Genomic DNA, 24,892 nt, shown 5'->3' on the forward strand with positions numbered 1-24,892 from the left:
CTGCAAGGCGCATCACCAAACCGGAAAGTAGCCGCGACCCCATAGCGTCCCCTTGAGGATATTAGAGGCCTAGCGTGTCACCGCTTTTCATGGACGGCAAGTTACCGGCAGAGCAGGCGCAATTGATGACTGCAATGGGGTCGGTTTCAGAATGTCGGCTGCTTGCGGGAAATCCGTTAAAGTTGCCGGGCAGGTTTCGGGATCGCTCACCGGCCCCGCTCATGACCGAGGATGGGTGGCTAGGTGAATGGCTGCTTTTTCGTCTTAAGAAGCGAAAAGCGGACGACTGTTCAAGCGTTTGCGGCTATCTTAATGGCGAAGGAGGCCGCAAATGAACCTGACGCCCCACCAGCGGACATTGGTCGTCGCAGGCGCACTACTGTTCTTGATTGGCCTACTACAGGGAGCCCTCGTGCAGAGCTTTCTGAATCCGCGTATGGCGCTCTCGGCCCACCTCACGGCTGTTCAAAGCGGTATGGCAATGATGATTGTGGGGGCCCTGTGGACGTCAGCCGATCTCCGTCCGACCTTTTCCAACATAGCGCGGTGGACAATTGTTATCGGCATGTTTGCCCTTTGGGCCGGTCTGACTGCATCAGCAATTACTGGCGCGAGCAGCAATCTGCCCATTGCTGGCGCTGGACATAGCGCCGCCCAAACAACGGAGAACTTGGTTTCGATTGCCGTGCTCGGTGGCAGTGTCTTGATGACCATCGGGTGGTCGATATTCGTATTGGGGCTCGTTCGCGCGAAGCGTTGAGTATCGACCGCTTTCAAGCCTGCTCAACGAATGGCTGAAGGTCTGCTTCGGGGTCGATAGCGGACCGGCAGAAATTTTTCGAGAGCTGGGGATAGCCCCCATACGGCTTTCGGGATTGCGCGTTGGTCCCGCTCATGGCCGGAAGTGGGTGGATTGTGTTGAAAAACTCCCCCTTGCAATCGAGCTAAAGTATTGATTCTATGTCTCTGCAAGCAGGCGGAGATGTCGGATGATGGGTGAGCGGACGGTGGCGCAGGAGGCGCTGTTCTACAGCTTCAACCTGGAGCGGCATGTTCCGGCGGACCACCTGCTGCGCTCGATCGATCGGTTTGTCGACCTGTCGGGCATTCGCGAACATTTGCGGCCGTTCTACAGCTCGACTGGACGGCCATCGGTTGATCCCGAGCTGATGATCCGGATGCTGATCATCGGCTATTGCATGGGCATCCGGTCCGAGCGGCGGCTGTGCGAGGAGGTGCACGTAAACCTCGCCTATCGCTGGTTCTGCCGCCTGGGGCTGGAAGGCGATGTGCCCGACCACTCGACCTTCTCGAAGAACCGGCACGGCCGCTTCCGTGATAGTGATCTGCTGCGCCAGTTGTTCGAGATGACCGTTGCGCGCTGCATTACCGAGGGGTTGGTCGGCGGTGAGGGCTTTGCGGTCGACGGCAGCCTCGTGCGCGCCGATGTGAACCGCCAGCATGCCGTCGATCAGGCCGATGGTCTGCCGGACCCGGCCACCAGCCATGCCGTTCGCGAGTATCTGGCTGTGCTCGATGATGCGGCCTTCGGGGGAGCAACTCCGGTGCCGCCCAAGCAGCTGGCGGTCGCCGATCCGGCCGCGCGCTGGACTGCGGCAAGCCGCGAGCGCGCCTTCTTCGCCTATGCCACCAACTACCTCATCGATCTCCAGCACGCGGTGATCGTCGATGTCGAGGCGACCACCGCCATCCGCCAGGCCGAGGTGACCGCCCAGCGCCGCATGATCGACCGGACGCAGGAGCGCTTTGGTCTGTGGCCCGAGCGGCTCGTGGGCGATACCGGGTATGGCGATGCGAAGAACCTGTCCTGGCTGGTCGAAGAGCGCGGCATCGAGCCGCACATCCCGGTGGTCGATCATTCCGCCCGGCGCGGTGATACCTTCGAGCGTTCCGCCTTCACCTTCGACCATGAGGACGACAGCTATATCTGCCCTGCCGGCAGGCGGCTGCCCAGAGCCAGAGGGTCTATAGCAATGCCCGCCAGTCGGTCGATGAAGACGGCATGCTGCGCTACCGTGCCAGCAAGCTCGACTGTGACGCCTGCGCTCTCAAGCCGCGCTGTTGCCCGACACAGCCAGCGCGCAAGATCCTGCGTTCAGTCCACGAGGGCGCCCGTGATCTCGCCCGCGATATCGCCACAACCGACGCCTATCTGGTCTCACGTCGCCAGCGCAAGAAGGTCGAGATGCTGTTCGCGCACCTCAAGCGCATCCTCAGAATGGATCGCCTGCGCCTGCGAGGTCCAAACGGCGCAAGAGACGAGTTCCTCCTCGCTGCCACCGCCCAAAACCTCCGCAAGATGGCCAAGCTGATCCCCATGCCAGTCACTCCAGCCCCCGCATAAGCGGGGACCAAGCCTGCGCGCCGCATCTAGACTCGCACCAGCGCTAGTCTCAGCGCCGGGTTTTTCAACACAATCGGGTGGTTTGCTGCCGCCTGAGTTCACCACCGAAGCAGCTACCTTGACACTCTACATAGGGCTATGTAGAGTGTCTGATATGGTGAATCCTCCCAAACTGACCCCTCAGACGATGAAGGTGTTGACGGCACTTTATAATCATCCCGGCTCGTCCGGTGCCGATGTATGTAAGTTGAGTTCGCTACCTTCTGGCACCGTATATCCGATTCTTGGACGCCTTGAGAGTGCAGGTTGGCTGAATAGCCAGTGGGAGAACATCGACCCCAGAGCGGCCGGAAGGCCAAGAAGGCGTTTCTATTTCCTTTCCGCAGGCGGGGCCGCTGAAGCGAAGAGAGGCGCCTCCGAAGCCGCAAGCATTTATGCGAGTTTTGCGTCATGAAGGAAGTGGTCGTCGCGCTCCTGATCGCCTTCCTCGCATTTGAGATTAACGCTTGGTACCCAAGGTTGCTCTCACAGATTGTCATTTTCGCCACGCGGCGTCTGCCGCCTCGACAGCGCGAACGGTATCGAGAGGAATGGTCGGCTCATTTGTGTGAGACGCCCGGCGCAATCGTGAAACTTTGGCAGGCAGTTGGCTTTGTGTGGGCTTCGGGGGGGATGTTTCCTCGCTGGCGGCGAGGCATTGCGCACATCCGTTTTATTCGTCGCTGTGAGGCTGCTGAGCGTTTAACCCAAAGGGCGCTTGATTTGGTTTTCGCTACGGGCACACTGATCGCACTCGCCCCTTTACTATTTTTTGTCACCATCACCCTGAAGATTAGTGGTCCGGTATTTGAGCGGCGCCGACATGTTAGAGTAGATGGTGTCTGTTTCGAGGAATTGCGATTCTGCACAGTTGGGGGTGAAAGCAAATCAAGCGATTGGCATTTACGTCTCCGCTATTTTCTAAGGCGAACAGCGATCAGTGAATTACCGCTGTTGCTCAACATTTTTCGAGCAGATATGACATTCGTGGCCACACGAAATGCGCCCACGCAAATGAAACAAGTTAAGCCTTCGCTGTTAGAAATGCGAGATGTAACCATGCGAGCTAGGAATCGGCGTCATCGCTCGATCATGCATACAATTGCGATTACCGCTGGGTTATACATTACCGCCATAGGCGCCGCAGCGAAGTCTTTGCTTTTGTACAACGACGAGTGAACCAGATTTGGAGTGGCACAGACTCATTGCTTGTAAGAGCCTCCGGCGCTGAGGCTGGCGTGACGTCTGCTTTGGGGTCGGTTGCTGAATTTCGGCTTTTGGCAGAACCCCGGCCCAAGCTGACCGACCGGTATTGGCGAACCCGGTCAGTCAGAATGTCGATTGGGAACAGCGGTTATGTCCCAGACCCTGCCAGTCATGCTGGAACGTAGCTTGTTTGTGTGCTTAGGATCCGCACTCGCTATCATTTTGCCCCGCCTATGCCGCTGATTTGGGAAAAGTCCCGTGGCTGAGCCTCTGTTGGAGGTCAGCAGGTAGAGGGGAAAAGGGCCCTTCGGGCTGACCTCGTAACAACGAGGTGAAGTATGAATACCAACAACGACAAGGGCGCGTCCGGCAGCGCGGGCACCCTACACAATGCCGCATATCTTAGCGGGGGGCAGCAACGCGTGCTGCTGCCGGTCCGAACCCGGAGCGAATGGCCAAAGCAGCCTGCCGCCGATCGACCGCTACGGCGGATCGCCATCATCGACACTGAAACGACGGGTCTGGACTGGATCCGGCATTCCGTCATCGAGGTCGCGGCCGCCGCCGTCCTCGTCGATGACGCGGGGCGGATCGCGGCCATTCCTAGTCTGGGGTCAGGACTGAATGATCCCGGTCACCCCCTGCCGCCGGAGATCGTGGAACTGACCGGTTTGACTGATGCCATGGTTGCGAACCGGGAAATCGACCGCGACGAGCTCGGCGCCTTTCTCGCATCGTGCGAGGCCGTGCTGGCCTTCAATGCGGGTTTCGATCGGCCCTTTGTCGAGGCCTTGCTGCCAGATCTGCCCGCCATGCGCTGGGGCTGCGTCATGGCCGATGTCCCGTGGCGCAAGCTTGGCTTCGAAACCGGCCCCCAGAACTATTGCCTCATGCAGGCTGGCCGTTTTGCCGCCGGAGCTCACAGGGCGAAGGACGATGTGCTTTCGCTGATCGAACTGCTGGATCATGTCTGCGCCGATGGTCAGAGCATCATGGCCAAGGTGCTGGCCGCGATCGATGCGCCGGCGTGGCGGTTCGAGGCGACGTGGGCGAGCTACCACCAGCGGGATCTGCTGCGGGACCGGCGCTATCGCTGGCGAGCGGAAGGCCGAAGCGGCGTCTGGCACAAGCATATCCGCGCTGATCAGTATCAGTCGGAATGGGACTGGCACCTGAGCGTCATTGGCCATGAGCCCTCGGTCATCCCGCTGCCGGCGACCGAAAGGTATCGCCATGATCGGTCGTGGAAGCCGGTCGAACGCAAAGCGAAGATTACCGCCTGAGGGCGGTGTGAGTGAGCTGGATCCGGGAAAGGAAAAGGCTTTGTTCCCCCATGCGCGGGGGAGCGTCACACTAACAAGGAACTATGAAACAATGAGAAATCTTAACCTCGGCGGGGCCTGCCCCCGCCGGCCGATCACGCACGCCATTGCCCGGGCCATGCTGCATCCGACCGCACCGGTCGATGTTGCATTGGGCGACTGCGACCTCGGGGTATTCGCCGTCAACGGCACATATGCTGAGTGCATTCAGGTCCTGTCCGGCGTGGCCATCGACAAGCGGCGGCCGTGGCTGGCGGCCACGTTCGCCGATGATGCGTCGACACAGCTGCGCGGCCTGTTGCTGATGCGCCCTTTCCACGGGCAGCTTCATGTTTGCCTGGTCGAGCCGTGCCTTACCCAGGCTGGCAAGCCGATGCTTCTGGTAAGCGCCGACCGAATGCAGGCGTTCGAGCTGGATGCCGCTGGCCGTCTGGTGGAGCGTGCCGTGCCTTCCGCGGGAAAGCTCAAGAAGGGCATTGACCGGGCCTGGGCCGATCTCACCCGCCGCATGTTGGCGGTGACCACCGAGGCCGGCGAGTTCCGGTTCGGCAGCTGGATCGCTGTCGTCCCGGTTCAGGAAGCTCGGCCCCGCTGACGGGCCGTCATCCCCAAGCACCGCGAAAGGGCGGCGCTCCTCAAGAGTGCTGCCCTTTTCCGCATCTGAAAGGAAACTGCATGCATGATGACGATACCGGCGATGATGATGACGGCGCCCTCCCGGGGTCAGGATCACGCCACCCTCTGACGCTGTGCTCGCTCATCATCATCCGCAACCGCCCTGAATACACCCCGCGTTCTGCGATCTCGTCCTACGCCCTGTTCACGGTGAACAAGGTCGGCGAATGCGAAGCCCGGTTCGACATTGTCCATCGGGTGTGGGACCGGGAGGATTCCAGAGCCGCCATCATCGATGGCTTGGCCGAACTCATCCCGGCGGGATCAACTCTGCTGGTTCGCCATCCGCCACGTGCATTCGAAGCGCTACGCCCAACTGCCGCAGGAGGTGATGTCCGCCCACCGAATGACACCCAGCTGATCATGCGCCGGGTGCCGGGTCTCCGGCCAATGCCGTTCACCGTTCCGGACAGCAGGCTGATCGCAGCGGGCCACAATCTCGGCCTCGAGATGGCGTTGCGATCTTCGACGCCGATCAAACGTCGGCGCCGTGCACCGCTGGAGGCCATGGCCTTGTGGGGCCTCTACACCACTGCGTTCTGTCGCCCGGCAGAAGCACGCGCGCTGATTGCTGCATTCCATGCCTGGCAGGTGATCGAGCGGGCGAAGCCGCTCCCGTTCTGACGCCAATGCGTAATGGCGTCAGGGAACGAGATCGCCGCACACCATAGGCGCAACGGCCCGGGCAACAGCGGCACAGCGGGAAGAGCAACGAAAGGAAGGGGGAAGGGAGTGGGTTGGGATCAACCCATGAAAGGAAAAAAGGAAATGCCCAAGTTCACGTTCATCGACATCGAATCCCTCTGGGATCCACAGCTCCACGAGGCCTATCTCGCGATCGATCCGAAAGGCGACAGGAATACCGATCGCCATGGCAATATCCGCCACCGTCTCGCCTGCCGGCGCGTTATCGCCGCCGCAGCTTTCGACGTTGAAGTCCTGGACGGCGGCGCGATTGCGATCGGAGGACTGCGCGCGTGGGATGAGCATCAATATGGTGACGAGGTGGAGGTGGTAAGCAGGCTGTTCGAACATCTCCGCCAGCGCCCGGACACCCACGCCGTCACCTGGAGCGGGCTCGCGGCCGATTTGCCGCTCCTTACTCTTGCCGCGATCGAGCACCGCCTCGTGCTGCCGCCACAACTCCGGGCGAACATGTTGCATGCTGCCCGCCGCGGTTCATGGCGCCCTCACATCGACCTTGCCCTGCAGATGAAGGGCAATGGTCGCGACTGGTCGCACATGACCGAGGTCGGACTGAGGCTGGGACTTCCAGCCGAGTTGTTCGCAGGCAAGGCCGATATCGCCGAACCGCAGAGTGGCAAGGAGTGGCTGGCGATGCGCCACCGGGTCGGCACCGACTGCATCCTCACCGCCATGATCGCGCTGGTTTATTGGCGGGCGAACGGCCTGATCGCCCTCGATCAGGTGGCCGCCCTCCACAACATCGCCGACTGGTGCCTGCGGAACAAAGCCATCGCCGAAGCCCATGAAGCGCCGCTGGCTAATCTTAGGGCAGAAATGTTCAGGCGCATGGGCGACGAGTGGCAGGAGGCGGTGTAGCTAAGCGCCTGATAACCCGGCCTTAAAAAATCACGCCTTAGGCTCCACGATATGGTCGATGCCCACAAGACGCAGTGGTCTCTACACACTCATGCGCCGGAACGGGAAAACTCGGACAGCCTGTCCGAATTTTTCTGCTTCGGCGCATGGTCATGTGAGGGCGTAATGCATGTCTGCGCCTGATCAGCCCGGAAAACCGGCTCGTGTCCTGACCATAGACGAGGTCCGCGCGGAGCTGGCGCGGATACGGCCCAGCGCTGCCGGTCCCTTGAAGAAAGCAATCGACGGTCACGCGGCCCGTTCCCGCGAAGATCCTCGTGAACTCCTCAACGAGGCGATACAACGCGCCCTGACGACGAGGGCGATTCCTGCCGATGTCCCCTTCGACAAGGTTCTCGCCGAGATCGCCCGCTCGATCGCAAGCAGCATCAATGTCGGCCGTCATCGCAGCCGTCAGCATGTCGTGGAGCTGCCGATCGAGGAGATCGTCGACCTGCTGCCCGCCGGAGGCTATGCCGTCGCAGCGCCGGACGAGATCATTGAGCGCGAACGTGTTCGCCAGATCTGTGCGGATGCAATTGAACGACTAGCCCGCGATGACGATACCCGCAAAGCTCTGATCGATGCCATCGGCATGGGTATGCGGGGCGATGACCTCGCTGCCTCGCTCGGGGTCAGCAAGCGGGACCTTGCTTCCATGCGCAAGGCGCTCAAGCGTGAAATCCAGCGTGTCTGGCCGACCGTAGCGGAGCAGATCGACAGGGACTAGCGCTCCGACGCCTTCACGAAAACAGGTGCTTCTGGATATCGATGAATGCCCCGCGGATTTCCGGGATAGAGCCCAGCACCCGCTTTGCGTCATTGGTTCCGCCATACCGGATCTGCAGGAAGTCGCTGATGCGGTGCGGGGCCAGTTCGTCGATCCCCTTCAACTCGTAGGCCTGCAGGATGTAGTTCAGGAACTCGCGCATCTCGGCTTCGTAGCCGTCCATACCCGTCGCCTTCGCACCCTCGACCCGTTCAGCGCGTGAAAGGGGGTCGAGCGTGAAGCGCACATAGGCCAGCACGTCGAAGATGTCGCTCTTGGGCGCATCGATCAGACGGCGCATGTCATCCATGCGGTCGCGGTCGTAGCCCATTTCTTCGAGGCGCTGGATGAAAGCCGTGCGGCGGTCGGGATCGGTCCAGATGGCGCGCAGTTCGTCGGCGCTGGCGACCATCGTGCCGAGGTCGCCGAACAGCTGCTCCATGAACTCCTTCGCGGTGATCTGCCGGCCGTTGAACCAGTAGGTCGTTTCGCCGACATAGCGGATCTTGCGCTCTTTCCCGTCGGCGAGCTTCACCACCACGCGCTCGACAGGCGGCAGCGGCTCGCTGGGATCGTCCTCGATGATTGGAGGTTCTGGCGGCTTCGGCGGCTTTGGGCCGGTGGAACCCTCTACCGGCTCCTCCGGCTCCCCGTCCCACGCCGGGTCCTTGAAGTGCTCATAGGCCTTCACGAAATCGTAGATCGTGAAGAAGTCCTTCCCGTCGAACGTCCGCGTGCCACGGCCGATGATCTGCTTGAACTCGATCATCGACTTCACCGGGCGCAGCAGCACGATGTTACGCACGTTCCGCGCGTCAACCCCGGTCGACAGCTTCTGCGACGTGGTGAGGATCGTCGGCAACGTCTTCTCGTTGTCCTGGAACTCGCGAAGGTGCTGCTCGCCCAGCTTGCCGTCGTCCGCGGTCACCCGCTCGCAGTAGTGCGGGTCGGGGTTGGCCTTCACCTGATTGATGAAGTTGCGCACCCGGGCGGCGTGATCCTGCGTCGCGCAGAACACCAGTGTCTTCTGGCGCTGGTCGATCTGGTCCATGAACTCGCACACGCGGCTCATCTCGCGCTCATCGATCACCAGCTTGGTGTTGAAATCGGCCTCGGTGTATTCCTTGTCGGGATCGATCTCCCCGCTCACCACCTCATCCTCGTCGCTGAAGGTGTAGGTGTCCATGGTGCTCGCCATCTGGCGCACCTTGAACGGGGTCAGGAACCCGTCACCGATCCCTTCCTTCAGGGCATAGGTGTAAACCGGCTCGCCGAAATAGCGGTAGGTATCCGCGTTCACGTCCCGCTTGGGCGTGGCGGTAAGGCCCAGCTGCACGGCGGGCTTGAAATACTCGAGGATCCCCCGCCACGTGCTTTCGTCCTTCGCGCCGCCGCGGTGGCATTCGTCGATCACGATGAAATCGAAGAAGTCCGGCTCATAGCCTTCGAACCGGAATTCATCCTCGCCGGTCATGAAGGTCTGAAAGATCGTGAAGAACACGCTCGCATTGGTCGGCACCTTGCCCTGCTTGCGGATTTCCTCGGGGCTGATGCGGCACAGGGCATCGGGCGGGAAGGCGCTGAAGGCGTTGTAAGCCTGATCGGCGAGGATGTTGCGATCGGCGAGGAACAGGATGCGCGGGCGGCGGACGGGTTCGCGGGTCAGGTTCCAGCGCGACTGGAATAGCTTCCACGCGATCTGGAACGCGATCGAGGTCTTGCCGGTGCCGGTGGCGAGTGTCAGCAGGATGCGCTGCTGATCCTTGGCAATCGCCTCGAGCACGGCGGTGATTGCGTTGTGCTGGTAATAGCGCGGCTGCCACTTGCCGCCGCCGGTCTCGAACGGGATCGCACCGAACCGTTCGCGCCAGGCATTGCCGGTAGGGAAACAGCGCTGCCACAGTTCGTCCGGCGTCGGGAAAGGGGGGGCGATGTTGCCCTCCTTGCCCGTGTGCATGTCGACCTCATACCACTCGGCCCCATCCGAGGCATAGGCGAAGCGGGCTTTCAGCCGGGTCGAATAGTCTTTGGCCTGACCGACGCCAGCACCCGCGCCTTTACCGTGGCGCTTGGCCTCCATGGTGGCGAGCTTCTGGCCGCGGTATTCGAAGACATAGTCGGCCGAAAGCGGAGCCCCGCGCTGACCGCCGGGCATGATGCGCCCGGGGCAGATGGCCTCCCGCCGGATATGCGCGCCCTCGACAACACCCCAGCCGGCTGCCCGCAGCACGGGATCGATGCGGTTGGCGCGGGTATCGGCTTCGGTTTCGTGCATCGGTTCAGGTCAGCTCCCCGGCGAAGGCCTTCTGGAGGAGGGATTGGCGGAGGTCGGACAAATCCCTCAGCTTATCCTCATAGGCTTCGGTCAACTTGGAAACCTCTCCCTCTAGAGAGCGGAGGCCGAAAGACATTCGCTCTTGCTCAGCAATTTCTAGCTTCGGCAAACACGCCTCTTTCAGGAACTTGAAGTGTCGAGCGTAACCCTTTTCGGCAAGTGGGATGCTCCGTAGCCCATAATAGAGATAAAGCGGGTCTATCCCGGGCTTGGGCAGCAGGACCTTCGTTCCGTCAGCACCGACAACGAAATCGAAGTCGATGTATTTCAGGCATCGGGTATGATCGCCAAAGACCACAACCGGATTGGCAAGCCCCATCAATGCGGATCGATCATTCCAATAACCTGAGATAAGATCCGCCTCCTGCGACACGATCGGAAAATCGCCCGCCTCAAGATAATCCTTCCTCTGTATCTTCGTCTTGGGTGTCAGCGCCGTGCATAGCTGCGCGAACGGGACCGACCCTACCCGATCACCAGCATCGGCAAATGCCTCTGCGAGTTGACGCTCAAACAACTCCTCCGCGTCCGTCAGATTGGCTTCGGCGAGGGCGCGGGCGCGGTCGAGGGCGGCGAAGGCCTGATCCAGCACCGCAACAATCCGCTTCTGCTCGTCGACATCAGGAGCGATCCAGACGGGTTCATCGTGAACATGATTTCGGTTGAGCGTAGGCACACCCGCACCCGACGCGAACCGGCTCAGATCGAAGAACTTCAGCAGATAATAGATATAACGCGCATCATTCCCATGAAGGTCTTTGACATAAAGCGTGGTATTAAGGGGCCAAAAATCATCTTCGACGTAGAACACGTTACCGATGCTGCCGCTTCGGCCAGTAACCACGCCAGGTCCACGCACCCTACCTTCGCTGTGGAAGTCAGTCGGGCCGCTCGAAGTTACGAGCGGGAACCTACCCGGCTTCCGTTCCTTCACAGGAAGGTCAAACCCACGCTGAAGCGTGCATACGTCGCCGAGAAGCCGACGCTCTAACCTCTCCGGCGCTAGGGCGGTCAAAGCATCCCCCGGATCTCTTCGAGGATCTGCCGGGTCTCCTCGTCGCGGGCGAGCATGTCGGTGATGATCTGCTCGGGTGCGCGCAGCGGTGCTTCGTCCGGCGCGGTGGGATTGCGGACCGACAGGTCCCACGTCGACTTGTCGAGATCATCTACGTTCACCGTCCAGCTCTTGGCGCTGTCCGCCTTGTTCGGCTGTAGCGCGACGAACTCGGTGAGGTCATCGTCATTGAGCGCATTCGTCTTGCCAAGGGAGCGGCCCGGATCGAGCTGGTAATACCACACCTGCCGGGTCGGCGCGCCCTTCTCGAAGAACAGCACCACCGTCTTCACGCCCGCGCCCTGGAACGTGCCGCCGGGGCAATCGAGCACGGTGTGGAGGTTGCAGCTCGTCAGCAGTTCCTTGCGCAGTTCGACGCTGGCGTTGTCGGTGTTGCTGAGGAAGGTGTTCTTGATCACCACCGCCCCGCGCCCGCCCGCCTTCAGCTTGCGGATGAAGTGCTGCATGAAGAGGTAGGCGGTCTCCCCCGATTTGATCGGGAAGTTCTGCTGCACCTCCTTGCGCTCGCCCCCGCCGAACGGGGGATTGGCCAGCACGATATCGTGACGGTCGGCCTGCTGGATGTCCATCACGTTCTCGGTGAGCGTGTTGGTGTGGCGGATCTGCGGCGCCTCGATCCCGTGCAGGATCATGTTCATGACTCCCAGCACATAGGCGAGCGACTTCTTCTCCTGCCCGTAGAAGGTCTTGCGCTGGAGGATGTCCCACTCGGCAGCGGACAGGTCCGGCCGGCGCAGGTATTCGAACGCCTCGCACAGGAAGCCAGCCGAGCCAGCCGCGCCGTCATAGATGGTCTCCCCGATCTTGGGATCGACCACCTTGATCATGGCCCGGATGAGCGGGCGCGGAGTGTAGTATTCGCCGCCATTGCGCCCGGCATTGCCCATGCGCTTGATGCGGGTTTCATAGAGGTCGGACAACTCGTGCTTGGCCTTGCTGCTGCCGAAATCGAGCGTGTCGACGATATCGATCACCTCGCGCAGGGAATAGCCCGAGCGGAAGCGGTTGATGATCTCGTTGAAGATCTCGCCGATCTTGTATTCGATCGTGTCCGGATCGTCCGCGTCGGCGCTGAAGGTCTTGAGGTAGGGGAACAGGTCGCCGTTGACGAAGTCGATCAGGTCCTGCCCGGTCATGGCAATCTGATGATCGATCTCGCCATCATCCCGCTTGGGCGCGGCCCACACGTCCCAACGGTATTCGGGGTCGAGGATCGGCTGGTATTCGCGGCCCTCGAGTTCGGCCTCGTCCTCTTGGGCGGCCTCGAAGTCATCGAGGTATTTCAGGAAGAGGAGCCAGCTGGTCTGCTCGGCATAATCGAGCTCAGACGCGAGGCCCTCGTCGTTGCGCATGGCCCGGTCGATGTTGTTGAAAGCGTTTTCGAACATGGGTAATGGCGTATCGCGGTTTGCGGCGCGCGCCAATGGGGTTGACGAGGAATTTCGCGGTATCCTGAAAGCCACCGTAGTTGCCCAGCCTATCGGCTTAAAAGCCCGTATATGGGACAGTCCTGCCGTGCCCAAGTTCCGAACTGAACGTCAGGTCTTGCCATGAGGCGACATTCAGCGTTTGCTGGATTACGCTCGCGCAGTCGCTTCCATCGGGCCTATGTAGGCGGGCAGCCTCGGTCAGCCGCACCGGACGAAGCAGACATTTGACGTGACTCGCTAGTCGAGCCGGCAAGAGAAAAGCGGGGAGCTATCGGCAATGCTCGGAAAGCACCGGCTCGCGATGGTGACAACTGCAAAAGATTAACTAGGCCCTAAACCAATCTTGAGTGCCTTGTTGCTGAAATCATAACGCTCGCCCACCGTCATATCGGATTCGTCCAAGTCCGGATCCACCATTGAGGTGGTGTAGATGATCTGGTGTTCGGCCTCTAGTTTCTCGCTTATCGCTGCGATCATCCGCTGGAAGTTCTGGCTACGCTGCTCGGTCATTCCCTTGTCCTCGATGTTATCGAGCAGGAGAAAGCGCGGATAGCGCAGTATCGGGCTGGTGCAGGACACCCAATGCAGCGCCAGGTGGAACGCGTTGCGGATGACAGTCAGCGAGCTTGCTGAGAACCCGGACTTGCCATTCACGGTGACCCGATCCTCGGAGAAGTCGAAGTAGACATCGCTTTCTTCGGTGAACTCCGCCTCGGTATGCACGTCCTTGGCGAGGATCATCGCCGTCCGTTCTTGGATCATGCGGTAGACGTTCTCCTGCTGGCGGTCGCGCTGACCGCGCCACAGGACAATATCCTCTTTAAGCCGCGTGATATCCTCGTTCAGCTCCGCCTTCATGCGAGAAAGTTCAGCCAGTTGCTCGGCGAGCTGACGCTCGCGCTGGAGCTCGATCAGTTCGCGTTCAGAATAGCCGAGCCGGCTGTTGAGGCGATCGATCTGAGCATCGGTCTCGGTCAAATAGTTGCGCGTGAGGTTTAGATATTCGGTCGCCAGCGTATCCCGAATTCCAGTGAGCTTAGCTGCCCTGAGCGTCGCCGCAGTAAGATCCTCCCGCCGCTTCGCCTGCAGATGATTCGATTCCTTCAACTGGATCTCGAGCTCGTTTCGCATGCGCGCAAACCGTGACCGGTCGCCGTCCGGCTCGACGTCCGATCGGCAAAGCTTGCACTGGTGTTCGTGATCGGTGTCCTTCAAAGGCGAGAAGCAGCTTGGACAGAACAGGAAGTTGAGCGGACCCAAGGCCGAACTCGCGACCTCGCCTTCGCGCAGCCGGGCGAGCGTCCGCTGAATCTCGTCGATGAGCATATCGGCATCGGCGATGTTGTATGTCAGCTGGCCGACCAGTACCTGAAGTTCGGCGATGTCACCGTTGACGCGATCCAGATCCGTCTTGATTGTGGCGACGATGCTGGACTGCCCGGGTGCCAGCTGCCGTTCGTCGAACCGGTGGCTCTTGAGTGCCTGGATCTCAGTCTGGATGGTCGCGATGTCCGCTTCTAGACTCCGGCGGCGAGCCTCCACGAAGTCAAGATTGAACGCTTCGCCGGCAGCCGCAAGAACACGGCTCAGCGCGCCATATTGCTGGGCCGCCGCCTCGTAGGCCTTCTCCTTCTCACGCAGCTCCAACTGCGCCGGATAAAGCCGGGCATCGAACACGCCGCAAAGCAAGTCGCCGACAGCTTGGCGCCGCAGGGCCGAGTCATTGCGCTCCGCTCTGAAGATACGATCGACCGGCGTCATCTGGTCGACATACATCAGCCGCAGCAGCTGATGCATGGTAATGTTGCCTTCGGCCTCGGCGGGCACTTCCGGCATGTCCATCAAGCGAAATAGAACTTGGGTGAAGCTCTCACGATCGCTCATGCGACGGTAGCTGTATCGTTGCCAGCCGTCCGTGCCGGCTCCGCTCGCAGTGTCGAAGTCGCCGAAATAGATCCACATGGGCTGCTGGGGCGCTTCCGCGATTTCCCGCCTCAGCGTTACGACAGAACCGTTCACGACGACTTCGGCCAGCACCTGATCGCAAGATGCCGCCTCTGGCTTCCACCGCGTAAGATCACCGCCGAGCGCGAAGAAGATCATGTCAGCGATCGTCGATTTGCCGACACTGTTGCCCCTTCCGGGCACGCCGCGAATGATGTTCACGCCAGCATGGAATTCCTCGTCATAGGCACGCAGGCCGCTCTTGAGGACGACCAGTCTTGACAGCCGCAAGCTGGGGTTAAACCGCATCATATCGAAACTCCAGCAACCCTGTGCGGTCCTTCAACCCGTCGCCGCCGGATAGCGGAATGGCAGCCATTTCGACCGCCAGCATGTGCACAAGGGGCGCATCGTCAATGTCGTCTGCGAACATGCGCAGCACCTCCGGCGGGATTGCTCGTTCGGTGCGGACAAGGACGCCCTCATCGAACTCAGCGGGCTCGATGAAGCCCTTTGCGGCAAGCGATCGCGCGACCGACTCGTGAATGCCCCGCAGCTGCTGAATGAACATGCGCGGGGTTGGGACGCGAGTATACTTAGACCCGAGCTTGCCAAAGTCCCGCTTGCGCTTCGTCATATTGCGGGGGAGGCGGGCGGCTTCTAGCAGATGCGGGAACAGGTAATAGAGGTCGAGGATGCGGAACGTGTCCCACTTCATCTGCCGCTCGGGATTGGCCTCCAACAGACGCAGCATCCGAAACATACCGTGGCTGAGATCGAAGGCGGGATGATAGACCAGCATCGTCAGTGCCAGACCAGATGGCAGTTGCCGGTCAGGAAATAGATCATCCCTCGCACCGTCGACGTTGCCGAGCCATCATACTCGCTGCAGGTCTCAAGCTCGCTCACCACCGGCTTCACGACATGTAGATTCACCAGTTGGTCGATCTGTTCGCGGCTGGCGCCCTTCGCGATCGCAGGCTGAACCCAGGTTTGGAATTCCTCGTAGATCTTGCCCATCAGCGTCGCGTAGATGGTCTGGAAGGTTCTAGAGAACATGTTCTTGCGCAGCTCGGCATAGACCATCTCCTTCATGGCCTTGGCCATATCGAGCTGGTCCTGGCGATCCGCGGCGGTGAGCTTTCCGTCCAGTCCGACCACGGTCTCGTCCTCGACGGATCTCGTGAAGATCTGCAGCTGCGCGATATACTCGGTCAGCTCCTGATCCTGGGCCGCTTCGTCGCGAAGTTTTCTGTAGAGCCGGTTCAGAGCGGGCTCGGGCCGTGCCGGCGCTTGAATGGTTACGTCGCCCATCGACACGGTCGAGACGTTGCCACCAGCAATATGCCCGCCGGCACTGTTGCCCGACTGAGCGATCCCCTTACCAGAAGACTCGCTGGTCATTCACGCCCGGTGGTAACATTGCCCCCAGCGATGTGACCGCCAGCGACATTGCTAGACTGCGCAACCGAACTGTCCTTGGCGACCGCGGTGGGCGTGCTGACGTGCTTCTTAGTCCGGATATCGATAGCGACCTTGAGCGTGACGCCGGAAAAAACCCCCGCGATAAAACTTCCGATGCCGATCACCCATTCCATGAACACGCCTCCTTAAGCCGGATGCCTACCGTATTTCCTCTCGAATTCAACTAAATACAGTTCATCGACAATGAATGAGGTTCGGCCTGCCGATCATGGCTTGTTTCGGACCTAGGCTGATGCCAACTTGCAAGCTGCAAGAAGTCGCAAAGCCGACCGGCCGCTTTGCAAACCCGACCGGCGGGTTACAGCAAAAGCCGATGACAAATTGAACTTCGTAGAATGTCTTCAGCTGGTCGGTAACGGCCGCCCTCAGGCTATCAAGTTGCCCGCTTTACGGCAATTCGAGAGAAATTTCCCAATAATCTGAGTGCCCATCTTTGTCCTCCGAAGGGCACCAACACCATGTAAGGTTCTGATCTTACTGAAAAACCATGAGAAAATCCCGCCGACTGCACCACAAAAGTGCTACACAGGGCGACGATCTCATGTTCAAGATCAGCAAGCGGAAAGGCTCGTCTTTGTGGCAGGTGCGTAAGCGCTGGCCGACTGACGTTGCCCCGCTCCTCAAGGGCGAGTTCACCCGATCGACCGGCGAGAGCGACCGAAAGCTCGCAGAAGCAAAGCTCCCGATCATTTCCGCGGAACATGTGGCGATGGTGGAGGACGCGCGCAGGCGGCTCGCCGACAATCGCTTCCGCGATCTCTCCGAGGCCGAGATCAGGCGGCTGGCGACTGAGTTCTACACCGAAGCGCTGCGCCACTACCAAATCCGTGGCCCGCTCGATCGCACCCAACGCGACGAGCTCCTCGAAGCCACCGACAAAACCATCGAGACGCTGGAGGATCACCTCGCCCGGCGCGATGTCGCTCCGGTGGCGGCGCTGACGCGCAACATGGTCGAGCGGAAGGGCCTGCCTATCCCCGAGGACAGCGGCTCGCTGGCGCATCTCGCCATGATGAACCTCAGGGCCATGATCGAGCTGCACCGCGGAGTGGCGGCGCGGCTGCGGGGCGTGGAGGACTATCGACCGGCGGATGCGACTGTCGCGGGCCTGGTGGACGCCGCAGGCAAACCGGCGCGCACCGTCAACGACCTGATCGAGGCTTTCGAGGAAGCCGAGAGCGAACGGTGGGCTCCGTCCACCCTGCGCGCCAAGGAGCCCGTCAACCGGCTCCTGCGGGAAACCATCGGCGAACGCCCGGCTGCCGAGATCGGCCGCACCGAGGCGCGCGAGGTCTTGTCCCTTCTGCGGCGACTGCCTGCGGGCCTCGGCAAGCTCAAGCAGCTCCGCGGGCTCTCCTTGCGTGACGCCGCAGACCGCGGCGAGAAGCTGGGCCTCGCGGTGATTGCCCCGGCGACCGTCAACCGCGCCTATCTCGCCCACATCTCGGCGCTGTTCAATTGGGCGCACCAGGAAGAATGGACGAGCGGCAATCCCTTCCGCGGCCTCGCGGTGGCCGATCCGGTGGCACCCGAGGACAAGCGCGATCCGTTCACGCCAGCGCAGCTCAAGACGATCTTCGCGGCGAAGCCTTGGACCGCACCTGGCGGCGTTGGGGAGAAGCCGATCCGCTTCTGGGGGCCGCTCATGGCCCTGTTCCACGGGATGCGGCGGGGCGAGATCGCCCAGCTCCACCTGGTCGACATCGACGAGGTCGACGGCGTGCCTTCGATCCGCATCCGCCCCGGCGGCTCGAAGCGGCTCAAGACGCGCAACGCCCGGCGAACCCTGCCGGTGCACCCGGAGCTGAGCCTCTTCAATGAATCGAGCTCGTCGGACCACCACTGCATCATCTGCACCCGCTCGTCCCAATAGGCCGTGCGGTTGTAGGCAGCCCTGACCTGGTTGGAATCGCTGTGTGCGAGCGCTCGCTCTATCGCGTCAGGATTCCACCGGTTGCTTTCATTGAGCAGGGAGCTGGCGGTGGTGCGGAAGCCGTGCGCAGTCGTGACACCGGCGTAGCCCAGGCCCACCTCAGGGTATGCGCGTTTGGTTTCGTGCAGCTGATCTACCTCGATTGTACCTCTCATATGTTCATGGCGGCGCCTAATACGATGATGCCTCGGGAGGTGATGCCGACAGCGATTTCGAGATTTTCGTCGCAGATGCATTGCGCGCTGCTGGCTACGAGGTTGGCCGGATAAAGCTTGAACAGTGTATCGCAGAATCGTCCAAGCAAACGGATGCGAATCCTTGTGCGCCACAAAACAACAGGTTGCGGCGGATCTTGGCACCAAACGCCCTGTCGGACCAATCAGTTCGCGGCCTGCTGAAGGCGCGCGCGCGCCTCGGCCTCGCCGATCAGCGGGAGCAATTCGCCCATATCGGGACCATGATCCATGCCGGTGAGCGCCTGCCGCAACGGCAGAAACAGTGCTTTGCCCTTGCGCCCCGTCGCTTCCTTGAGTGCAGCGGTGAGCGCGCCCCACGGATCGTCGCCCCATACCAGCAGCGCCTCAGCCTGCGCGAGATAGGCGCGGTCTTCCTCGGCAAATTCGCGCGCGGCAATCGGCCCGGTCACCAGCTGCCACCATTCGGCGGCCTCGCGGACATGCGTCAGGTTGGGCCGCACCGCATGCCAGCCCGCCTCGTCCATGCTCTCCGGCAGACGGTCCCTAACCGCCGCATAGGGCAGTTGGTGAACGATGGCGGTATTGAGCCGTTCCAGATCGGCCTCGTCGAACTTGGCCGGAGCGCGACCGAATGTAGCAAGATCGAAACTGGCGGTCAGCGCCGCGCGGTCGGCAATCGGTTCGACCGGCTGCGAAGTGCCGAGCCGCGCCAGCAGCGCGATGATGGTTTCGGGCTCGATCCCCTGTTCGCGGAAGGCATCACAGCCCAGTGAACCGAGGCGCTTGGACAGCTTGCCTTCGCTGCCCACCAGCAAGGCCTCGTGAGCGAAGGCCGGGGCGTTTTTTGCTGCATCATGGCCTGTGGCGAAATTTGCAGCATAAAGTGCGGTAAAAATCTGAATTTGCACGGCAGTATTGGAGACGTGATCCTCACCGCGCAGCACCTGTGTCACGCCCATGTCGATATCGTCCACGGCGCTCGGCATCATGTAGAGCCATGAGCCATCGGCGCGGCGGATGACCGGATCGGAGAGCTGGGCAGGGTCGAATTTCTGCACCCCGCGAATGCCGTCTTCCCACATGATCGACTCGGCATGATCGAGCAGGAAGCGCCAATGAGGCTGGACACCCTCTGCCTCTTTCGCTGCGCGGTCGGCATCACTCAGCTTCAACGCGGCACGGTCGTAGATCGGGGGAAGCCCGCGCCCCAGCGCAATCTTGCGCTTGATCTCCAATTCCTGCGCGCTTTCGTAGCAAGGGTAAATCCGACCCGCGTCACGCAACAGCGCGAAGGCAGCCTCATAACGATCAAGCCGAGCCGACTGGCGCTCCTCCCGGTCCCAGGCAAGGCCAAGCCAAGTCAGGTCAGCGCGGATCGCCTCGACATACTCTTCCTGGCTGCGCACCGCGTCAGTATCGTCGATCCGCAGAATGAAGCGGCCACCCGCCTTCCGAGCCAACATCCAGTTATGAAGCGCGGTACGGATATTGCCGACGTGCAGCCGGCCAGTGGGCGAAGGGGCAAAGCGGGTGGTCGTCATGACGCACGCGGTAGAACGCCCCGCGGCCGCCCGCAAGCACTCACACCGCGCGCAATTCCGCCGCGGCCAGCGCCAGCGCACCCTCCCAAAGGCGCGGCATTCGCTCGGCGCGGACTAGGCCGGTGAGCGCAGCTTCGAAGGCGGGGCGATCAGCACGCGCGGTAGCATCGACGAAGGCGCCGATGGTCGCCTCGTCATGGCTGAGGAGCCGACAGCAGAAACGGCCCACATGGATGTTCTCGGGCCAGCTGGCCGAGATGGTCTGTGCAAGGATCAGGGCCTTGGCGGCGACTTCGACGCTTCCGAGCCTCACCGCCAGTTCCGGCACCGGGTCCCGCCCGATGCGCTCATGCAAGGCGATCAGCCGGAGAGCGTGGACAAAACGGCCCGCGATGGGGCCGAGCGTTTCGAGCCGCAGCGGCGTTGCGAGCGCGGCGATAGTGGCGCGGGCGGCAGATATGGGAGAGTGGTGGCCGGACATGGAACCTCGCAGGGCTGGGGCGGGACAGATGTTGGCATCTTACCTTTCTGCGAGTGACTTGCAATAGCGAATAAACGCGACAGGCAAAGAAAAGCCCCGCCGAAGCTTGCGCTTGGGCGGGGCCTTTATGTGAAGCCGAAAGGGCGGGCGAGGATTACTCCTCGCCGGCGTCTTCGATGTCAGCAGCCGGAGCCGAAGCGGCCATGGCAGCCATCGCGGCCTTCATCTTTTCCTCCGAACCGATGGCGTCAGCTTCCGGTTCGGCTTCGCGCTGGCCCGAAGCCGACAGGGCGTCCTGTTGCTTCTTCCAGGCGGCCTTGAGCGCCGCGTCGCGGCTGTTGGCGGTGACGCGCAGACGGTTCATGCCCGCACCGGTACCGGCGGGGATGAGACGGCCGACGATCACGTTCTCCTTCAGACCGATCAGCGTGTCCTTCTTCCCTTCGACCGCCGCCTGCGTCAGCACGCGGGTGGTTTCCTGGAACGAAGCCGCCGAAATGAACGAGCGCGTCTGGAGCGAGGCCTTGGTGATGCCGAGCAGCACCGGTGTCCCTGTCGCGCCCTGCTTACCCTTGGCCAGCTTGGCGTTGATTTCCAGCATTTCCGCCAGATCGACCTGCTCGCCCGGCAGCAGGGTGGTGTCCCCGCCGTCGGTGATCTCGACCTTCTGCAGCATCTGGCGAACGATCACCTCGATGTGCTTGTCGTTGATCTTCACGCCCTGCAAGCGGTAGACTTCCTGGATCTCGTTGACGAGATACTCAGCCAGCGCCTCCACGCCCAGCACCTCAAGGATGTCGTGCGGGTTGGGCGAGCCGGAAATCAGGGTGTCCCCCTTCTTCACGTAGTCGCCTTCCTGCACGTCGATCACCTTGGTCTTGGGGATCAGGTACTCGACGGGTTCGCCCTCCTCGGGAATGATCGCGATCTTGCGCTTCGCCTTGTATTCGCGAACGAATTCGATCCGGCCCGAAATCTTGGCGATGATCGAGACGTCCTTGGGCATGCGCGCCTCGAACAGCTCGGCCACGCGCGGCAGACCGCCGGTAATGTCGCGGGTCTTGGCGGCTTCACGGCTGGCACGGGCGAGAATGTCACCCGCCTGCACCGTGTCGCCATCCGCAACCGACAGGGTCGTACCCGGAGCGAGCATGTAACGCGCCGCCTCGGTCTCGCCAGAGCCTTCGGCCAGCAGGGTAAGCCGCGGACGCAGGTCTTCCTTCTTCTTGCGACCCGTCGCGCGGTTCTCGGTCACCACGCGCTGCGCGATGCCGGTGGCATCATCGACCTGTTCCTCAAGCGTGACGCCCTCGGCCAGATCCTGATACTTCACCACGCCCGATTGTTCGGTGATGATCGGGAGCGTGAACGGATCCCACTCGGCCAGACGGTCGCCCGCCTTCACCTGATCACCATCCTTGAACATCAGCACCGTACCGTAAGGCACCTTGTGCATTTCGCGCTCACGCCCTTCAGCGTCGATGACCGCGATCTCGCCGTTGCGGGCGAGCGAAAGGATGCGGCCACGCTTGTCGGTGATGGTCGGCATGTCGCGCAGTTCGATGCGGCCATCCGAGATCGCCTCAAGGTGCGAGGTTTCATTGAGCTGCGCCGCCCCGCCGATGTGGAAGGTCCGCATCGTCAGCTGAGTGCCGGGTTCACCGATCGACTGCGCCGCGATAACGCCCACAGCTTCACCGATGTTCACCGGAGTCCCGCGGGCAAGGTCACGGCCATAGCAGGTCGCGCAAACGCCCTGTTCAGCTTCGCAGATCAGCGGCGAGCGGATCTTGGCCGACTGCACCTCAGCCGCCTCGATCTCCTTCACCATCGCTTCGTCGAGCAGCGTGCCGGCCGGAACGATCACTTCACCGGTCGAAGCATTGACGATGTCTTCGGCAACGGTGCGCCCCAGAATACGCTCACCAAGCGAAGCGATCACCGCACCGCCCTGCACGATCGCACGCATTTCGAGCGCGTTCTGCGTGCCGCAATCTTCCTCGACGATGACGCAATCCTGCGACACGTCGACCAGACGGCGGGTCAGGTAACCCGAGTTCGCAGTCTTCAGCGCGGTGTCCGCGAGACCCTTGCGGGCGCCGTGGGTCGAGTTGAAGTATTCAAGAACGGTCAGACCTTCCTTGAAGTTCGAGATGATCGGGGTCTCGATGATCTCGCCCGACGGCTTGGCCATCAGACCGCGCATCCCGGCGAGCTGCTTCATCTGCGCCGGGCTACCACGCGCCCCGGAGTGGCTCATCATGTAGATCGAGTTGATCTGGGCTTCCTTGCCCGTCTCGGCATCAATCGGCTGGGCCTTGATCTCGGCCATCATCGCGTCGGCGACCATGTCACCGCACTTCGACCAGGCGTCGATCACCTTGTTGTATTTTTCCTGCTGGGTGATGAGACCATCCTGGTACTGCTGTTCATAGCCAGCCACCAGTTCCTTGGTCTCTTCCACCAGCTTGATCTTGGCATCGGGGATGATCATGTCATCCTTGCCGAAGCTGATCCCCGCCTTGAACGCGTGGCGGAAGCCCAGCGCCATGATGGCGTCGGCGAACAGCACCGTATCCTTCTGGCCGGTGTGACGATACACCTGATCGATCACGTCGCCGATTTCACGCTTGGTGAGCAGACGGTTGATGATGTCGAAGGGCACCTTGTGGTTCTTCGGCAGGCATTCCCCGATCAGCATGCGGCCCGGGGTGGTGACAAAGCGCTTCATCTCCACCTTGCCGTTCTCGTCGGCCTGCGGGACGCGGGCGATGATGCGGGTGTGGAGGGTAACCGCCTTGGTTTCCAGCGCCTGATGCACTTCGGCCATGTCGCTGAAGCGCGGCAGCTTCTCGATCTTGGTGCCGTCAGCTTCCTCGATGAATTCGGGGTGCTTTTCCTGCCGCTCCATCGAAAGATAATAGATCCCCAGCACCATGTCCTGCGAAGGCACGATGATCGGCTTGCCGTTGGCGGGCGAGAGGATGTTGTTGGTCGACATCATCAGCACGCGCGCTTCGAGCTGGGCTTCGAGGCTGAGCGGCACGTGGACCGCCATCTGGTCACCGTCGAAGTCGGCGTTGAAGGCCGAGCAGACCAGCGGGTGCAGCTGGATCGCCTTGCCTTCGATCAGCACGGGTTCGAACGCCTGGATGCCCAAGCGGTGCAGCGTCGGCGCGCGGTTGAGCAGCACCGGGTGCTCGCGGATCACTTCGTCAAGGATGTCCCAGACTTCCTTGCGCTCCTTCTCGACCCACTTCTTGGCCTGCTTGAGGGTCATGGAGAGACCCTTGGCATCGAGACGGGCGTAGATGAACGGTTTGAACAGCTCGAGCGCCATCTTCTTGGGCAACCCGCACTGGTGCAGCTTCAGCTCAGGCCCGGTCACGATCACCGAACGGCCCGAATAGTCGACGCGCTTGCCGAGCAGGTTCTGGCGGAAGCGGCCCTGCTTGCCCTTGAGCATGTCGGACAGCGACTTCAGCGGACGCTTGTTGGCGCCGGTGATGACGCGGCCGCGGCGGCCGTTGTCGAACAGCGCGTCGACCGCTTCCTGCAGCATGCGCTTTTCGTTGCGCACGATGATGTCCGGCGCGCGCAGTTCGATCAGGCGCTTCAGGCGGTTGTTGCGGTTGATGACGCGGCGGTAGAGGTCGTTGAGGTCCGAGGTCGCGAACCGGCCACCGTCGAGCGGCACCAGCGGGCGCAGTTCGGGCGGGATGACCGGGATCACTTCGAGGATCATCCATTCCGGGCGGTTGCCGGATTCGATGAAGCTTTCGACGACCTTCAGACGCTTGATGATCTTCTTGGGCTTGAGGGCCGACTTGGTGGTGGCCAGCTCGTCCATCAGCGCTTCACGCTCGGCTTCGAGGTCGAGCTGCATCAGCATGGTGCGCACGGCTTCGGCGCCGATATCGGCGGTGAAGGCGTCTTCGCCATATTCATCCTGCGCTTCGAGGAGTTCATCCTCGGTCAGCAGCTGATACTTTTCGAGCGGGGTCAGGCCCGGCTCGGTGACGATGTAGCTTTCGAAGTAGAGCACGCGCTCGAGCTGCTTCAGCTGCATGTCCAGCAGCAAGCCGATGCGGCTGGGGAGCGACTTCAGGAACCAGATGTGCGCGACGGGCGCGGCCAGTTCGATGTGGCCCATGCGCTCGCGGCGGACCTTGGTCACGGTGACTTCGACGCCGCACTTCTCGCAGACGACGCCCTTGTACTTCATGCGCTTGTACTTGCCGCACAGGCACTCGTAGTCCTTCACGGGGCCGAAGATGCGCGCGCAGAACAGACCGTCACGCTCCGGCTTGAAGGTGCGGTAGTTGATCGTCTCGGGCTTCTTGATCTCGCCATAGGACCACGAGCGGATGCGCTCCGGCGAGGCGATGCCGATCTGGATCTGGTCGAAGGTTTCGGGCTTCGCCAGCTGGTTGGTGAATTTGGTCAGGTCGTTCATGACTGTGTTCCCTTAGGGGGGATGAATTCTTCGTGGG

19 protein-coding genes and 2 pseudogenes are annotated in these 24,892 nt (G+C 61.5%); 10 read left to right on the forward strand and 11 right to left on the reverse strand.

Annotated features, from left to right (window positions below; all coding sequences use genetic code 11):
* Positions 1 to 331 precede the first annotated feature (331 nt).
* The 9 genes and pseudogenes from CHX26_RS00610 (at position 332) to CHX26_RS00650 (ending at position 7,939) form a co-directional block, all read left to right on the forward strand.
* Entirely contained in the window at positions 332 to 760 is a 429-nt protein-coding gene (locus CHX26_RS00610; protein ID WP_104940698.1) for a hydrogenase, read from the forward strand.
* 229 nt (positions 761 to 989) lie between these two features.
* Positions 990 to 2,365 (forward strand): annotated as a pseudogene (locus CHX26_RS00615) (transposase).
* 187 nt (positions 2,366 to 2,552) lie between these two features.
* On the forward strand, positions 2,553 to 2,819 hold the full coding sequence (locus CHX26_RS16255; protein WP_442956933.1) for a helix-turn-helix transcriptional regulator: 267 nt from the start codon (positions 2,553 to 2,555) through the stop codon (positions 2,817 to 2,819).
* Positions 2,816 to 3,583 (forward strand): sugar transferase, encoded by a 768-nt coding sequence (locus CHX26_RS00625; protein ID WP_104940700.1) that lies wholly within the window; start codon positions 2,816 to 2,818, stop codon positions 3,581 to 3,583. Before CHX26_RS16255 ends, CHX26_RS00625 begins: the two co-directional genes overlap by 4 nt.
* Before the next feature lie 365 nt (positions 3,584 to 3,948).
* Complete coding sequence (locus CHX26_RS00630; protein ID WP_104940701.1) at positions 3,949 to 4,893, forward strand: exonuclease domain-containing protein; 945 nt, start codon at positions 3,949 to 3,951, stop codon at positions 4,891 to 4,893.
* A 91-nt stretch (positions 4,894 to 4,984) separates the two neighbouring features.
* A complete protein-coding gene (locus CHX26_RS00635) occupies positions 4,985 to 5,527 on the forward strand; it encodes a hypothetical protein (RefSeq protein WP_146107608.1) in 543 nt (180 codons plus the stop codon).
* A gap of 80 nt (positions 5,528 to 5,607) precedes the next feature.
* Positions 5,608 to 6,231, forward strand: a complete 624-nt coding sequence (locus CHX26_RS00640; protein ID WP_104940703.1) for a hypothetical protein — start codon at positions 5,608 to 5,610, stop codon at positions 6,229 to 6,231.
* 144 nt (positions 6,232 to 6,375) lie between these two features.
* Complete coding sequence (locus CHX26_RS00645; protein ID WP_172449629.1) at positions 6,376 to 7,170, forward strand: hypothetical protein; 795 nt, start codon at positions 6,376 to 6,378, stop codon at positions 7,168 to 7,170.
* 169 nt (positions 7,171 to 7,339) lie between these two features.
* Positions 7,340 to 7,939 carry a hypothetical protein gene (locus CHX26_RS00650; protein WP_104940705.1) on the forward strand — a complete coding sequence of 200 codons (600 nt, stop codon included), beginning with the start codon at positions 7,340 to 7,342 and terminating at the stop codon, positions 7,937 to 7,939.
* Positions 7,940 to 7,952: 13 nt separating this feature from the next.
* Here CHX26_RS00650 and hsdR read toward each other — a convergent pair whose 3' ends face one another.
* The 7 genes from hsdR to CHX26_RS00685 form a co-directional block, all read right to left on the reverse strand.
* Complete coding sequence (hsdR, locus tag CHX26_RS00655; protein ID WP_104940706.1) at positions 7,953 to 10,253, reverse strand: EcoAI/FtnUII family type I restriction enzme subunit R; 2,301 nt, start codon at positions 10,251 to 10,253, stop codon at positions 7,953 to 7,955.
* 4 nt (positions 10,254 to 10,257) lie between these two features.
* Entirely contained in the window at positions 10,258 to 11,328 is a 1,071-nt protein-coding gene (locus tag CHX26_RS00660) for a restriction endonuclease subunit S (RefSeq protein ID WP_104940707.1), read from the reverse strand.
* The gene (locus tag CHX26_RS00665) at positions 11,325 to 12,776 is read right to left on the reverse strand and encodes a type I restriction-modification system subunit M (protein WP_104940708.1); all 1,452 of its coding nucleotides are present in this window, start codon (positions 12,774 to 12,776) and stop codon (positions 11,325 to 11,327) included. The genes CHX26_RS00660 and CHX26_RS00665 overlap by 4 nt, the downstream gene beginning before the upstream one ends.
* A gap of 363 nt (positions 12,777 to 13,139) precedes the next feature.
* On the reverse strand, positions 13,140 to 15,074 hold the full coding sequence (locus CHX26_RS00670; RefSeq protein ID WP_146107609.1) for an ATP-binding protein: 1,935 nt from the start codon (positions 15,072 to 15,074) through the stop codon (positions 13,140 to 13,142).
* Complete coding sequence (locus tag CHX26_RS00675; RefSeq protein WP_104940710.1) at positions 15,061 to 15,564, reverse strand: ABC-three component system middle component 5; 504 nt, start codon at positions 15,562 to 15,564, stop codon at positions 15,061 to 15,063. The genes CHX26_RS00670 and CHX26_RS00675 overlap by 14 nt, the downstream gene beginning before the upstream one ends.
* A 2-nt stretch (positions 15,565 to 15,566) precedes the next feature.
* Entirely contained in the window at positions 15,567 to 16,166 is a 600-nt protein-coding gene (locus CHX26_RS00680) for an ABC-three component system protein (RefSeq protein WP_146107610.1), read from the reverse strand.
* Complete coding sequence (locus tag CHX26_RS00685; protein WP_146107611.1) at positions 16,163 to 16,360, reverse strand: hypothetical protein; 198 nt, start codon at positions 16,358 to 16,360, stop codon at positions 16,163 to 16,165. Before CHX26_RS00685 ends, CHX26_RS00680 begins: the two co-directional genes overlap by 4 nt.
* Positions 16,361 to 16,788: 428 nt before the next feature.
* On the opposite strand from CHX26_RS00685, the gene CHX26_RS15800 reads away from it, so the two are divergent.
* Positions 16,789 to 18,120: a hypothetical protein gene (locus CHX26_RS15800; RefSeq protein WP_172449630.1), complete on the forward strand. Its 1,332-nt coding sequence runs from the start codon at positions 16,789 to 16,791 to the stop codon at positions 18,118 to 18,120.
* Here CHX26_RS15800 and CHX26_RS16010 read toward each other — a convergent pair.
* The 4 genes and pseudogenes from CHX26_RS16010 to rpoC all read right to left on the reverse strand — a co-directional run.
* Positions 18,057 to 18,272: pseudogene (locus tag CHX26_RS16010) on the reverse strand (tyrosine-type recombinase/integrase); the annotation flags it as partial. The gene CHX26_RS15800 and the pseudogene CHX26_RS16010 sit on opposite strands and share 64 nt — an antisense overlap.
* A gap of 287 nt (positions 18,273 to 18,559) precedes the next feature.
* Positions 18,560 to 19,918, reverse strand: a complete 1,359-nt coding sequence (gene gltX, locus CHX26_RS00700) for a glutamate--tRNA ligase (protein WP_104940714.1) — start codon at positions 19,916 to 19,918, stop codon at positions 18,560 to 18,562.
* Between the two features lie 40 nt (positions 19,919 to 19,958).
* Positions 19,959 to 20,399 carry a DNA-directed RNA polymerase subunit beta' gene (locus tag CHX26_RS00705; RefSeq protein ID WP_104940715.1) on the reverse strand — a complete coding sequence of 147 codons (441 nt, stop codon included), beginning with the start codon at positions 20,397 to 20,399 and terminating at the stop codon, positions 19,959 to 19,961.
* Between the two features lie 154 nt (positions 20,400 to 20,553).
* On the reverse strand, positions 20,554 to 24,855 hold the full coding sequence (gene rpoC, locus CHX26_RS00710) for a DNA-directed RNA polymerase subunit beta' (protein WP_104940716.1): 4,302 nt from the start codon (positions 24,853 to 24,855) through the stop codon (positions 20,554 to 20,556).
* Between the last annotated feature and the right edge of the window lie 37 nt (positions 24,856 to 24,892).

It is taken from the genome of Porphyrobacter sp. HT-58-2, assembly GCF_002952215.1.
Lineage (GTDB): Bacteria > Pseudomonadota > Alphaproteobacteria > Sphingomonadales > Sphingomonadaceae > Erythrobacter.

Excerpts from the sequence above, each read along its gene's own strand:
- CHX26_RS00610 (WP_104940698.1), top strand. The coding sequence starts at position 332 with ATGAACCTGACGCCCCACCAGCGGACATTGGTCGTCGCAGGCGCACTA.
- CHX26_RS16255 (WP_442956933.1), top strand. The coding sequence starts at position 2,553 with ATGAAGGTGTTGACGGCACTTTATAATCATCCCGGCTCGTCCGGTGCC.
- CHX26_RS00625 (WP_104940700.1), top strand. The coding sequence starts at position 2,816 with ATGAAGGAAGTGGTCGTCGCGCTCCTGATCGCCTTCCTCGCATTTGAG.
- CHX26_RS00630 (WP_104940701.1), top strand. The coding sequence starts at position 3,949 with ATGAATACCAACAACGACAAGGGCGCGTCCGGCAGCGCGGGCACCCTA.
- CHX26_RS00635 (WP_146107608.1), top strand. The coding sequence starts at position 4,985 with ATGAGAAATCTTAACCTCGGCGGGGCCTGCCCCCGCCGGCCGATCACG.
- CHX26_RS00640 (WP_104940703.1), top strand. The coding sequence starts at position 5,608 with ATGCATGATGACGATACCGGCGATGATGATGACGGCGCCCTCCCGGGG.
- CHX26_RS00645 (WP_172449629.1), top strand. The coding sequence starts at position 6,376 with ATGCCCAAGTTCACGTTCATCGACATCGAATCCCTCTGGGATCCACAG.
- CHX26_RS00650 (WP_104940705.1), top strand. The coding sequence starts at position 7,340 with ATGTCTGCGCCTGATCAGCCCGGAAAACCGGCTCGTGTCCTGACCATA.
- hsdR (WP_104940706.1), bottom strand. The coding sequence starts at position 10,253 with ATGCACGAAACCGAAGCCGATACCCGCGCCAACCGCATCGATCCCGTG.
- CHX26_RS00665 (WP_104940708.1), bottom strand. The coding sequence starts at position 12,776 with ATGTTCGAAAACGCTTTCAACAACATCGACCGGGCCATGCGCAACGAC.
- CHX26_RS00670 (WP_146107609.1), bottom strand. The coding sequence starts at position 15,074 with ATGATGCGGTTTAACCCCAGCTTGCGGCTGTCAAGACTGGTCGTCCTC.
- CHX26_RS00675 (WP_104940710.1), bottom strand. The coding sequence starts at position 15,564 with ATGCTGGTCTATCATCCCGCCTTCGATCTCAGCCACGGTATGTTTCGG.
- CHX26_RS00680 (WP_146107610.1), bottom strand. The coding sequence starts at position 16,166 with ATGACCAGCGAGTCTTCTGGTAAGGGGATCGCTCAGTCGGGCAACAGT.
- CHX26_RS00685 (WP_146107611.1), bottom strand. The coding sequence starts at position 16,360 with ATGGAATGGGTGATCGGCATCGGAAGTTTTATCGCGGGGGTTTTTTCC.
- CHX26_RS15800 (WP_172449630.1), top strand. The coding sequence starts at position 16,789 with ATGTTCAAGATCAGCAAGCGGAAAGGCTCGTCTTTGTGGCAGGTGCGT.
- gltX (WP_104940714.1), bottom strand. The coding sequence starts at position 19,918 with ATGACGACCACCCGCTTTGCCCCTTCGCCCACTGGCCGGCTGCACGTC.
- CHX26_RS00705 (WP_104940715.1), bottom strand. The coding sequence starts at position 20,399 with ATGTCCGGCCACCACTCTCCCATATCTGCCGCCCGCGCCACTATCGCC.
- rpoC (WP_104940716.1), bottom strand. The coding sequence starts at position 24,855 with ATGAACGACCTGACCAAATTCACCAACCAGCTGGCGAAGCCCGAAACC.